At 46.8% G+C, this 13,301-nt stretch carries 6 protein-coding genes; 4 read left to right on the forward strand and 2 right to left on the reverse strand.

The window, feature by feature from the left end; all coding sequences use genetic code 11:
- Window positions 1-73: 73 nt before the first annotated feature.
- The 3 genes from DES40_RS06780 to parE all read left to right on the forward strand — a co-directional run bounded on the left by DES40_RS06780 (window position 74) and on the right by parE (window position 8,193).
- Window positions 74-3,436 carry an autotransporter family protein gene (locus DES40_RS06780; RefSeq protein WP_121099884.1) on the forward strand — a complete coding sequence of 1,121 codons (3,363 nt, stop codon included), beginning with the start codon at window positions 74-76 and terminating at the stop codon, window positions 3,434-3,436.
- Between the two features lie 150 nt (window positions 3,437-3,586).
- Window positions 3,587-6,070, forward strand: coding sequence for a [protein-PII] uridylyltransferase family protein (locus tag DES40_RS06785; RefSeq protein WP_233345515.1), 2,484 nt, complete (start codon window positions 3,587-3,589; stop codon window positions 6,068-6,070).
- A gap of 131 nt (window positions 6,071-6,201) precedes the next feature.
- Window positions 6,202-8,193: a DNA topoisomerase IV subunit B gene (gene parE / locus DES40_RS06790; RefSeq protein ID WP_121099887.1), complete on the forward strand. Its 1,992-nt coding sequence runs from the start codon at window positions 6,202-6,204 to the stop codon at window positions 8,191-8,193.
- A 93-nt stretch (window positions 8,194-8,286) separates the two neighbouring features.
- Here parE and DES40_RS06795 read toward each other — a convergent pair whose 3' ends face one another.
- Complete coding sequence (locus tag DES40_RS06795; protein WP_121099889.1) at window positions 8,287-10,539, reverse strand: TonB-dependent receptor; 2,253 nt, start codon at window positions 10,537-10,539, stop codon at window positions 8,287-8,289.
- A 144-nt stretch (window positions 10,540-10,683) separates the two neighbouring features.
- On the reverse strand, window positions 10,684-11,844 hold the full coding sequence (locus tag DES40_RS06800) for a glycosyltransferase (protein ID WP_170144910.1): 1,161 nt from the start codon (window positions 11,842-11,844) through the stop codon (window positions 10,684-10,686).
- 217 nt (window positions 11,845-12,061) lie between these two features.
- Here DES40_RS06800 and DES40_RS06805 point away from each other — a divergent pair, with 217 nt between their 5' ends.
- Window positions 12,062-13,267, forward strand: coding sequence for a glycosyltransferase family 4 protein (locus tag DES40_RS06805; protein ID WP_121099893.1), 1,206 nt, complete (start codon window positions 12,062-12,064; stop codon window positions 13,265-13,267).
- Window positions 13,268-13,301 lie beyond the last annotated feature (34 nt).

Raw genomic sequence — 13,301 nt, forward strand, 5'->3', positions numbered from 1 at the left:
CCGTTAGGACAGTCACTAATATATAGACTGCTTTGCGATATTTTCGATAAAGCCGCTCAATGGGATTTTACCTATGCCGACAAATAATCAGGCGCCGCATCATAATCCGGCCCGTTTATCCATCAAAACTTTAACCCGTTTACTCGGGACGGCGGGATCTGCCGCTTTGGTTTTGGGGTGGAGTTCATTAGCGTTTGCACAAGTCACAATTGAAGATGATCGCACAGCTCCAGTCGACACGGCAACAGAAGGGGATGATGTTACAATCAGCTCGACAGGCTCGGTTATCCTAACGGACAACACAGGCCCTGCCGTCACCGTAAACTCAAACAACACGCTTACGAATAGCGGCACAATCAGCATTTCTGACGTTGATGGCGCAACAGCCGTGTCCCTAGAAGGTGGCGCTGATCGCGGTTTTACCAATAGCGGCAGCATTGCTGTTGATGAAGACTACACCATTACCGACGAAGATGATGATGGTATTTTGGACGGGCCTCGTGCGATAGGATCAGGCCGCACAGGGATTCTTATCTCTGGTGCTGCAGCGCCATTTGAAGGGGACGTGACTTTGGCTGCGGGTTCCTCTGTCAGAGTTGAAGGCAATGAAAGCTACGGCGTTAATTTTGCTGGGGACCTGACAGGTGATTTCAGCAATGCGGGTACAATTTCGCTCTTAGGGGCGAATGGCGCAAGTGTGAATATTGCAGGTAATGTTACTGGCGATGTGGTAAACACAGGGTCTGTCGCAACATTGGGCGAAAACTCTTACGGCTATAATATCACTGGAGACATTCAGGGCGGATTTGCCAATGCAGGTACTGTACGCTCTAACGGCTTCAGATTTGACCAACGCATAGGCTTAGGCGGCGACAATACTGGGCGAGAAGATCTAGTAGCTGAAGACCTAATGCAGTCAGAATCGGCCATTGCCATACGTGGCAATGTCTCAGAAGGTCTTCATTTCCAAGTTTTACAGTCAGAAATTCTTGATGATGATGGTGTTGGCACAGGCGTTTTCTCAACCACCAATCAATCAAGCATTACTCAAATTGGTAGCGCCCCTGCGATTTTAATCGACGGCGAAGGCACACCCATCGCTATTGGACGTGTCAGTCAGATTACAGATGTCGATGATGATGATTATGATGAAAACCTCTTATACGGTTTCGTAAATGAAGGGTTCATCAATTCCCAAGGCGTATTCGACGATTTTGACGCAACAATTCTATCTGTATCAGATGCGACTATAGAAGGCGGGATCCTCAACACAGGAACAATTTCTGTATCTGCCTTCAGAGGGCCCGGCACACGAGTCATCGAAGGCATCACGCCCGGCACTGGTTTCGCACGCGCGATTGTCTTAGGGAATGGCGCGATCGTAGATGCCATTAACAACCAAGGCGTCATCTCTGTACAAGCTTCAGAAGCTATTGACGAAGTTTACGCCGATTCTGATAATCCGCTAGATTCTGTCGCCATTGCAGCGACGGCGATTGATATTAGTGCCAACGCAACAACGGGCTCACTTTATAATAGCGGTACAATTAGCGCGCTTATCATTGGCCGTAACGGTGAAGCCTATGCCATCCGAGATTCTTCTGGCTCGTTAAATAGTGTAACGAATGAAGGCGCTATCCTCAGTACGGGACGCAACTCTGATGCTCTTGGAGTAGAAGAAACGATTTTCACATTAGTGGCTATTGATGCCTCTGAAAATACAAGCGGCTTTACTTATACGCAACAACGCCGTGAAGACGAAGACACAACGGACTCAATTATCCCATCAGACCCCATTACGATTGGCGACATTCGCTTGGGAACAGGCGATGATGTAATAATAGCCTCTGCAGGTTCTATCGTGGGTGACATTGATTTTGGCACAGGACAAGATCAATTACTTCTCTCTGGCGAGTCGACTTATACTGGTGAGATTACGAATACCGACAATTTAACGATTCAAGTTTCAGAGGGCAGTAGCCTCGCTCTGTCAGGAACAGAACCTGTTGCGCTCGCAGATGCCAGTTTCGATGGTACCTCGACATTCCTTCCCACAATTGATGGGCAAAATAATAATGTCACTACCTTACAGGCATCAGGAACCGTCGCATTTGAAGACGGTGCTATTATCTCTCCGCGCTTCTCTTCCATTGTATCAGACCCTAACGGCGTATCCTTTACTTTGGCGAGCGCGAATACTTTGGATCTCGCGGCGTCAACATTAGAGCTACTTAACGCAACAGACGGCTCGGCGGCCCTGCCCTTCCTCTATAATTTTAATTATGAAGAAGCCTTGATTGGCGGCCAAGAAGCCTTGGTCGTCACAGTCGACCTACGAAATGCAGAACAACTAGGCTTGGATACAGCACAATCAGGGGCCTTAGAGCCTGCCATTGGCGCTTTTGTCGCCAATAGCGCACTTGGCGCGGCAGTCTCTAACATTACGAATCAAGAAGACTTTAATGACGCTTTCAACCAGCTTATGCCTGAATTTGCAGCGGCGGCTCGTGAATTTGTGGTAGCCAATGTTGATGGCGCGACAGGCGCTGTTGGCAACCATTTAGACGCGGCTCGACGCTCACCGGATAAACCTGGTGGTGCTTGGATACAAGAATTTGCTTATTTTGCTGATAGAGACCTTGCGGGATTATCAGAGCAATATCGCGGCGCAGGTTTCGGTATGTCAGGCGGTCTTGATGTGGCTTGGGGCCCCTTCCATGCTGTCGGTGTGAATGTTGGCTTTGCGTCAACCGAAATCGAAGATGTTGTCGGCCAAGATGAACCCCTTGATGTTGTGACTCTCCAAGGCGGGCTCTATGCGGGCTTGATGAACACATTTGGCGGCGGTGTCTTAGGCAGTGAATTTTATGTTGGCGGGGGGTACAACAGCTTTGAACAAGAACGCCGCGTACGCATTGACGACTTCTTAGGTCGTGCATCTGCTGATTATTCAGGCACACATATTAATGCTTCAGCCCGTACAGGATATGAAGTCGAACTGAGTGACAAATTTTGGGTCCGCCCTGCCGTATCCTTGGATTATCTGCGCTTGAACCAAGGAAGCTACACAGAAACGGGCGATGAAGGTATTGCCCTAGATGTGAGCAGCCGTAGCTCAGAGCGGGCCTCGGCCTCTGCCATGTTAAACTTTGGCGCGAAATTCCAAGGTAAACGCACATGGATTAGACCCTCTATGCGCGTCGGCTATCGTCATTCTTTCCTAGATGACCCGACCCAAACAGAATTTGGTTTTGCAGGTCTCTCAGGACAACGGGCGACGATTGATTCCTTCGCTTTCCCAAGCAGCGGCATATTGCTCGGCTTTACGGTTGCGGCGGGATCGGCATATTCTTCTATCGGCTTTGATGTCGACAGTGAAATCCGTGATGGCTTTATTCGCCATACAGGCCGCGTTGTAATACGCCTCTTATTCTAAAGTTCGATTACGTCCATTCTGACAGATGCTCGAATTCAGCACAGCCCATATTTATCGGGGCTGTGTGAAAATTTTAGCGGCAGTCTAAAAAGCTTATCTTCTTTAATATTTGAGGCTCACACGGCTCAATCGGCTGAAGACCTTCATGCCATAAAAAATGAATTTGTTCTCTCTTGGACCCAAGAAAGTCTATCTGCTCAATCAGATTTTGAATCTCTAGGTAGAGCCCAATCCCATTTTGCAGATGCGACTATAGAGGCCGCGCTCAGAATATCTTGGGCCGCCATTTGCAAACGTTTTTCAATCAAAGCCGATACCCCTAAGGGCCTCTTTATCTTAGGCCTAGGCAAACTTGGCGGCGAAGACTTAAACTTTTCTTCCGATATTGATTTAGTCGCCTTTTATGACGCTGATATTCTTCCCGTCTCGGCCAATAAAGGCCAAGCCTATATTATCAATCAATGCCTGAAAGAGATGACGCAAATTCTTTCACCACGTAATTCGCCCAAACAAATTTGGCGTGTCGATTGGAGGCTGCGACCAGAAAGTTCAGGCACAGGTCTCGCACTCTCAACAGCCAAAGCCGAGAAATTTTATTTCTTCCGCGCCTTGCCTTGGCATCGTTTAGCTTTGATGAAAGCGCGTATTGTTGCGGGTGACAAAGACATTGGTAGTGAATTCCTACAAACACTTACCCCTTTCATTTGGCCGCAAAACCTTGATTTTCGCGCCCTCGATGATTTGGCGAGCCTGAAATCGCGGATAAATAATGAACATCCAGGCCTGTCCTATGAACGGCGCCAAACCAAACCGATCACAGAAAACCCAGAAGGGTTTAACTTAAAGCTTGGCGCTGGCGGTATTCGAGAAATTGAATTTATCGCCAATGCTCAGCAACTTGTTTGGGGAGGAAAGCAATCTGACTTACGCCTTACTCATACACTTTCGGCTTTGTCGACTTTGGCTGAGCTAGGCCACATTGAGGCCGATGAAGCCCATCAACTTTGCACGGCTTATCAATCGCTGAGACGCATAGAAAATGCCGTTCAAATGTTACGCAATGAACAAACCCACGAAGTTCCTCATAATGAAATAGATAAACGGGCCGTCTTAGCTCTCTCCAATTATAAAGATTGGGACGAACTGAAATGGGATATTTGCGTTATACGTCAATTCGTCAATGCGCGCTTTAAAATGCTCTTTGAGAGTGATGCCTCCGCCTCAGCTGAACAAGCTGAAACAGAAGCTTATAACGCTCCTAATCCCATACCGGATGCATTATCGGTGACAGGCCAAGATATTGTGCGATCTTGGTTGAATGGGTTTAGTGATCACGGCTTGCCAAAATCTCAACTCGTTCAATATCAAGCCCTTGGTCACCGTCTGTTGAAAAGGGTTTTGAATAGTGTTGCCGAAACAGAAACCGCTTTAGAAAATATCGACAGGTTTTTAAAATCAATCTCACGCTCCGCGCAATATCTCGATCTGTTAAACCGACATGAAGACTTGCTTGATACGCTCATCACGCCTCTTCTACACTCTCCGCATATGACAGCGTTGCTAGAGCAATCCCCACATATCATCGATATTTTCTTAATCCCTCAAGAAGAAGATACACCTGACCCTACGGCAATATTGGCGGATACAGATTACGGTATGCGATTGGATCGATTACGGCGGTTCGTGAATGAGCATTTATTTCTTTACTATCACCGGTTCATGGAAAAAACGCTGCCTTTGGGACCGCTACAAGAAAAACTCACGCAGCTCGCAGAAATCACCTTAGAAACGGCTCTGCAAATTGTATGTGAAGAATTAGACGTCGAAGTCCCAACTCTTAGTGTTTTGGGTTTAGGGAAAATGGGGACGCAAACCATGGCCCCTAAATCAGACTTAGACCTAGTCTTTATCTTTGCAGATAGCGTGGATAGTGAGCTCTCAGCTCAAATTGTACGCCGACTAAAAACCACGCTAACCACGCCGCTTAAAGAGGGCATCGCCTATGAGTTGGACATGCGCTTACGACCTTCAGGGCGAAGCGGCCCCCCTGCCGTAAAATTTTCAAGCTTTAAAAATCACCACGAAAACCGGGCCCATAGCTGGGAACATATCGCCCTGGCCCATGCCCGCTCTGTCGCTGGAGATATAAATCTTGGCCAAGACATAGAAGCATATTGCGACGAGGTTTTAAATAAAACCCGAGATAAAGAGCAGTTTCTACAAGATGCAAAAGTCATGTGGGCCCGCGTAGAAGACCAGCGAATAATGGACACGCCGCACGGCCATTCAAATGCAAAATTACGCATAGGAGGCTTGATGCAGGCGCAATATATTCAAGCGTGCCGGCGCGTTCTTGGTCTTTCCGTTGCAGACGATCTAGAAGCGGCAATTTATTTCTGGCAATATCAGCAAATCTGGGAGAGACTTTTAGGGTTAAAACTCAACCCCTTCTCCGCCATGCCGCCGCGTTACAATGCGGGTGTATTCAACGAAAATGGGCAATCCGTATCGCTTCGGGAATATATAAAGCGTAGTAAAAAACATGCCGCCTGTGTCGTTCGTCATACAACTGAGTTATTTGGAAAGATTGACATGCCTAGTGATGACACATCACTCCCAGTTAAATGGGCATAGCGCTAAAATTTTTTCTCTTGGTCTCGGTCATACAGACATATCTCTGATAATGGTCTTGCCACGCCCGTGAAAGACTCCATATTGAACTGACTTCTATTCGCGTGATTCACACCTAGTTCTGATTGATTTTTATGACTGATGACTCTCTTTTTGACGGCAAAGGCGAAGCGGCCAGCAATGCCTATTCCGCAAAAGACATTCAGGTCCTTGAAGGGCTAGAGCCTGTTCGTCTACGTCCTGGTATGTATATTGGTGGTACGGATGATCGCGCTTTGCACCATCTTTTCGCCGAAGTCATTGATAACTCGATGGACGAAGCTGTTGCAGGCCATGCCACTCGCATCGAAGTAGAATTAGACGCTGAGGGCTTCCTTTCAATTTCTGATAATGGCCGCGGTATTCCCATTGACCCTCACCCAAAATATCCTGAGAAATCAGCTCTAGAAGTCATTATGACAGAGCTACATTCAGGCGGGAAATTCAGCTCAAAAGCTTATGAAACCTCGGGTGGTCTGCATGGGGTGGGCGTGTCTGTTGTCAACGCCTTGTCTGACGTTCTCGAAGTTGAGGTTGCGCGGAATAAAACGCTTTATCGGATGGAATTCTCTCAAGGTAAACCGCAAGGAAAATTGAAGAAAGTCGGCTCAGTCAATAACCGCCGCGGCACAAAAGTCCGCTTTCATCCTGACCCAGAAATCTTCGGTAAAAAAGCCCGTTTTCGAGCGGCACGACTTTTTCGTATGGCACGCGCAAAGGCCTATCTTGAGCCCGGCGTAGAAATACGTTGGAAATGCGCGCCAGAATTAGTCAAACAAACAGATGAAATTGAGGCTGAAGCTGTCTTTCATTTTCCTGGAGGCTTAGCTGACTTTCTTCAGGAGACCCTTGGTAAAAAAGTTACCATCACATCAGAGCTTTTCGCTGGGCGATCTAAAAAACAAGACGGCCATGGCCGAGTAGAATGGGCTGTCACATGGAGCCCAGAAGGCTTTGGAGAAGCCGATAGCTTTGTCCGCTCATATTGTAATACCGTTCCTACCCCTGAAGGCGGAACCCATGTAGCTGGGCTGCGGGCCGCGATTACCAAAGGCCTGCGGGCTTATGCCGACATTGCGGGCATGGGAAAAAAGTTTTCACACGTGCAGCCTGACGATGTGATGTTCGGCGCGGGCGCGCTTGTCTCTGTCTTTATTTCCGATCCAGATTTTGTGGGGCAAACTAAGGATAGACTTTCTAGTTCTGAAGCCACTAAATTAGTCGAGAACGCCGTACGAGACCCGTTTGACCATTGGCTGGCAAGTTCCCCGAAAGACGCTAACGCCCTTATTGAATGGGCCATTGAACGTGCTGATGAGCGCGTAAAACGCCGCAAAGCGCGAGACGTGAAACGCAAATCTGCAACAAAGAAATTACGCCTTCCCGGCAAGCTTGCAGATTGTTCGAATAAAGGTGCTGACGACACAGAAATCTTTATCGTTGAGGGCGACTCTGCTGGTGGTTCCGCCAAACAGGCGCGCAATCGTAAGACCCAAGCCATCTTGCCGCTCAAAGGTAAAATCCTCAATGTTGAATCTGCGACTATGGATAAAATTCAGCGCAATGCTGAAATTAATGACCTTTGCGTCGCGCTTGGCGTAGGACTTGGCAAGAAATTTGACACAGATGACCTGCGCTATGAACGCGTTGTCATCATGACTGACGCCGATGTCGACGGCGCGCATATCGCAGCACTGCTCATTACATTCTTCTATCGCTATACACCGGGATTAATCGAAGAAGGGCGTCTGTTTATGGCCATGCCGCCACTTTATAAAATGAGCGCAGGCGGCGTAACCGTTTACGCCATTGATGATGCCGACCGTGAAGAGCTGATGAAGACGACTTTCAAAGGAAAAACGAAAGTTGATATAGGGCGATTTAAGGGCCTTGGTGAAATGAACCCGAACCAGCTAAAGTCAACAACAATGGATCCTGCAACGCGTACATTAGCCCGTATCACAATCGACCCGAGTACCCTTCCCACCACAGAATCTCTCGTAGAGACTTTAATGGGTAAACGTGCAGACTTACGATTCCAGTATATTCAGGATCATGCGCAGTTTATTGAAGAGGTCGATGTTTAGGGGCCAATAATTTGAGCTGTAATTGCGCGTAAGCGTGTTTATCTGCTTACACTCACCCTATTAACCTATAGCGGCGCCCCAAATGGGCCTTTACTAATAGCTGTACTTCACGGCCACGCCATAGCTTCTCGGCGCGCCTCGGAAGGTATTATATCCAATGAAGCCAAAGCCCGAGACTGCATAGTCTGAATTTGTAAGGTTTCGACCCCAAACCCCTAAATCCACGCCATTATTGAAATGTAAATAGGCAGAGCCATCCACAATTTCATAAGCTGGTTGACGACGATCATCACGGCCCTCTGCATCCAAATAAAAACGGCTTTGATATTTTCCGTTACCTTGAACAGAGGCACGTAGAGCATCATTTATGGCCCACTCATATCGCGCAGATAAAACCGCCGAAACATCGGATGAAAAGGGTAAAGGATTTCCATCAAATGTATCTGCATTTTGCGGTACGGCTGGATTTTCAACTTGGTTGATTTCCGTGTCCAATAGCGTCACACCCGCAAATAAATCGAGACCTTTCACAGGGGTCCAGCTTACATCAGCTTCAACGCCATATGATGTCGCTTCATCTAAGTTGGACAGGGAGTTTGATGTAAAAGAGCCACCATTTTGCGTCGTGAATGGGACGAAAATTCGGGCCTGTGGATTATCATAAAGTTGATAAAAAGCGGCCATATTGAAAGCGATTTCTGAGCCCGCAAATTTAACGCCAGTTTCAAACGCATTAACAGTCTCCGCTCCAAAGAGGCCCTCATCTGTGAAGTGCGTTGCATTATTGATAACTTCACCATTAAAGCCACCGCTCTTAAAGCCATTGGAATAAGAGGCATAAAGCAAAGTTTCATCTGAGACGGAATAATTCAGACCAATATTCCCTGAGAGGCGTGTGTCCGAAATTTCATTTTGACCAATAGCCAGACCCAGACCATTTTGATTATTCAGGGCCGTAATACCATCATCGAAATAATGACGGCCTTCCCCACTACCTTCTATCACTTCATGCGTTAATCGCGCGCCCAAAACGACATCAAGTTTCGGTAATATTTCGACCGTATTATAAGTAAACAAAGCGGCTGTTTTGCGGGATTGCTCTATTGTTGAGAGCAATGTTGTCGCTGTCCCGTCCGAAGCAGGGTTCGGCCCTACGCGACCCGGAGCGCCAACATAACGACAGGTTCCCAATAATGTTTCAGGGTTTAAGTCACCGCACCATATAAGATAGTCTTGGTCAAACTCTTCCGCCTCTAAATAAGCACCAGCCATCAATTCCAGTTTATCAGATACATAACTGAGCCTTAGCTCTTGACTGACTTGTTCAAAATTCCTGTCGTAAGCCAAGTTCGCATTTAATGAGGTTACGTCAAACGGGGCGGGTGTTCCGTCAAAGTCAAAACCATATTGCTGGTTATAGCTTTCGAAAGCCGTCAATGAGACCACCGTCAAATTGTCAAACGCATGCGTGACATTTACAGAGGCCCCAAAAAATTCATTGTCAGTATCCTGAATCCCATCAGGGCCAATAGAAATTTGATGCGCCTCTACATTACGGCTGTCATTTAAGGGGGCTTGATTAATACCGTTATCTTCTGCGTAATGAATATTCATCAGAACATCAGTTGCAGGGGAAGCCTTTAGCCAAGCTATGGCTCTAAGACCAAATTCATCACGTTCCCCTCCGCCTTGTTTTGGGGCCTCAATCGCATCATTCGTAGCAACATTTTCAAGAACAGGGCCTTGATTGAGATACCGACCAGATAGGCGTAATGAAAAAACATCGCTAACTGGCAAAGTCGCCGCCGCATTTAGGTTAAAGCGGTCAAAATTCCCATACTCACCAGCGACATATCCTGTTTTCACATCACCGGGCAAAACCGAATTAAAGTTTATAGCACCACTAGAAGCATTTCGACCATATAAGGCCCCTTGTGGGCCTTTTAATACTTCGGCTTGCTCCACATCAAATAAGAGCGGCCCCGTTTGAACATTGGTCGCTTGATACACACCATCCACATATACTGCAGCGGCTGTAGGTGTCAGCGCTTGGTGATCTACCGCGCCAATACCGCGAATTTGAAAGGCAATTTGATTACCATTCGCGACCGCCGCCTGAAGGCCAGAAACGCGCTGTGTGAGCTCCTCCGCGCTGTCAAATTGCGATAATGTATCCCCATCAATCACAGAGACACTCATCCCTAAATCTTGAGTATTCTTTGCAATTTTGGTCGCAGTGACAATGACTTCATCTGATATGGCTTGAGCAATAGCGGCCTGTGATGCCGACATCAAAAAAGCAAAAGAAAGAAAGAAAGGGGTTTTCAAAGAGCTAAATTTCGTCATGAACCTTCAATTCGCAGTGACTGACCAGCAAAGAAGGGCATGTCTGTATAGAACCGTTGGGTCTTTGCAACCCCTTACATAACTATACGATTTAAATTGTTTTGGCTCATAATTAGGCGATAAGATAAAACCTACGAGCCTATCTCAGGCGGAAAGTTCAAGCCTTTCATCCGTATAGACTTTTTCAAAGAGAGATAGAAAGGTTCGATTCCAACTGTAGTTTTTCAAAACATGTTCTCGGGCATTCTTTCCGATGTCACTGATTTGTTCAGAACGCCAAAGTCTTTCAATGGCCAAGGCCATGGCTTTTGCGTCCCCTACAGGCCCTAAATGACCAAGGGTACTCGGAACGCGCTCAATCATAGCCCCTGCCTTAACACCTATGACAGGCAATCCAGAGGCTTGCGCCTCTATAATTGAAATCCCAAAGGTTTCATGCGCCATAGCGGAAACATAAATATCACTAGACGCCAGAAGTTTAGCGAGTGTTTCCCGCTCTCGCACAAAGCCTGTGAAGGTCACGGACTTACCTTGAGACCGCTTCATAAGGGCCTCTTTTAAATTACCGTCTCCAATCATAACAAGGTGTGCATTCATCGTGCATGGAAGCGACATAAATGCTTCTAGCACGACATTGGCTTGCTTTTCCTTATCTAATCGGCCCGCATAGACCAGAATGGGAGACCCTTTTAATTCACGGCGCCAAGCCTCATCTGCCTTATCAGGTGAAAAGACCTGCGTATCCGTCCCCAAGGATAGCCTATGAACATAGCCTACACCTAAACCTGACAGCCGTTCGGCCATATCGTCGTTTAACGCAAAAACTCTGTCGAACTGACCATATAATTTTGACGCATAATTATAGGCCTTCGCTTTTAAATGGCTCGCTTGTTTAGCGCCAATAAATTTACGGCTCAGAGTTTCAACATAGACAGTTGGAAAATCTGTATGATAGGCCGCGACGAGAAGTGTCTGCGGATGGTCGCGGCGATAGGCGATTGCTGCCCACGGTAAGTTATAAGCATCATGACATTCTATTACATCAGGGCATTGTGACCTTAAGGCGCGTATGACTGATTTTGACCGTATCAAGAGTCTGTAATTCGGGCTTCCCGGCACTCGCGGCGATGCAATCTCAATTGTAACATGTCGCCCCTGCCTTGTAACGCGATCAATAGGGCCAGGAATAATGAGAACATGTTTATGATGACTATTAGCCTCAATATATTTGCGTTTTTCTGTTAAATAGGTACGCACGCCGCCGCCCATTTCAGAGTAAGACTGCGTTAAATCACAAAAGGTCATGACATTTTTTTGCGCGCGAATTTTGCTATAGAGCCTCTCCATACGCAGCAGAACTAAGTGAGTTTCTTGATGCTTTTATGTCCGTTACATCAAAAAAATGTCGTCAAATAAAAATGCAAATGTCATATTTTATCAAAAAATATGACACCGAATCCCGCCAGAGAGACGCCGATATGCAGTAGTGTTGCATGCGTCACGGATTAGGGAATATTAAGAGATGTCATCAAATCTAAGGATAGCCCTTTTCTCAGGTAATTATAATTATCAAGCTGATGGCGCCAATAAAGCACTAAATAAATTAGTGGCCTTTCTTGAAAGCCGAGCCGTTGAAGTCCGGGTCTTTTCTCCTACCTCACCGCATGCAGCCTTTGAGGCAGCTGGTCAGATTACGTCCGTGCCCTCTATTCCTTTACCAGGACGCGGCGAATATCGCGTTGGTTTTTCACTAAACAAAAACCTACGTCAGCAGATTAAATCCTTTAACCCTCAACTGTTTCACCTTTCAGCCCCCGATATTTTAGGGCATTCTGCTCTCAACTTTTCCAAAGCCTTAGGTATTCCCGCCATTGCCTCATTTCACACTCGTTTTGATACTTATTTTAAATATTATAAATTAGGCTGGGTGGAGCCATATTGCCGCAAAAAAATGGCGCAATTTTATGAACGATGCGCCCAAGTTTATGTCCCAAGTCATTCAATCGGGCGGGTATTACAGGATGACGGTATATTAGGCTCTAATATGCGAATTTGGAGTCGCGGGATTGAACGTCATAAATTCAGCCCAAAATTTCGTGACATGGACTGGCGACGCAAAAATGGGATTGAAGATAGCGATGTGGTTCTAAGCTTTGTCGGACGGCTCGTGCGTGAAAAGGGATTGGACGTCTATGCCGATTTAATTGACTCCCTCACCGCCCGTGGCCTGCCTGTCAAACCTTTGATTGTTGGCGACGGCCCTGAATTTGAAAAAATGAAAACCCGTTTACCTCACGCTGTAATGACTGGTCACGTTTCGGGTGAAGACCTTTCTCGTGCTTATGCAAGCTCTGACATTTTCATTAATCCAAGCCTGACAGAAACTTTTGGCAATGTAACATTAGAAGCGATGGCTTCAGGCGTTCCCACAATATGTTTGAACGCAACGGGCAGTGTAGATCTAGTAGATCACGGCATAACAGGTTGGCTTGCTAATTCAGATAAAGAGCCGGCTTGGATCGAAAAAACAATAGGACTTGTGAAGGATAAAGACGCCCGCATTCAGATGGGCCGTATGGGCCGTTTGAAAAGTGCGGATTATGACTGGAACACTATCATGCAAGGCCTATTAGATGATTATAGGCAGGTTATTTCTCAGTCTCGTGCCTATCAGTTTGAAGAAAACACGCCCCTCAATAACCGTACACTTTCGGCCCATGCTTCCTAATTCTGTGAACACCCCTCTACAGGGTTTCAGAGCT

Source organism: Litorimonas taeanensis (assembly GCF_003634015.1).
Classification (GTDB): domain Bacteria; phylum Pseudomonadota; class Alphaproteobacteria; order Caulobacterales; family Maricaulaceae; genus Litorimonas; species Litorimonas taeanensis.

Excerpts from the sequence above, each read along its gene's own strand:
- DES40_RS06805 (WP_121099893.1), top strand. The coding sequence starts at position 12,062 with ATGTCATCAAATCTAAGGATAGCCCTTTTCTCAGGTAATTATAATTAT.
- DES40_RS06780 (WP_121099884.1), top strand. The coding sequence starts at position 74 with ATGCCGACAAATAATCAGGCGCCGCATCATAATCCGGCCCGTTTATCC.
- parE (WP_121099887.1), top strand. The coding sequence starts at position 6,202 with ATGACTGATGACTCTCTTTTTGACGGCAAAGGCGAAGCGGCCAGCAAT.
- DES40_RS06795 (WP_121099889.1), bottom strand. The coding sequence starts at position 10,539 with ATGACGAAATTTAGCTCTTTGAAAACCCCTTTCTTTCTTTCTTTTGCT.
- DES40_RS06800 (WP_170144910.1), bottom strand. The coding sequence starts at position 11,844 with ATGACCTTTTGTGATTTAACGCAGTCTTACTCTGAAATGGGCGGCGGC.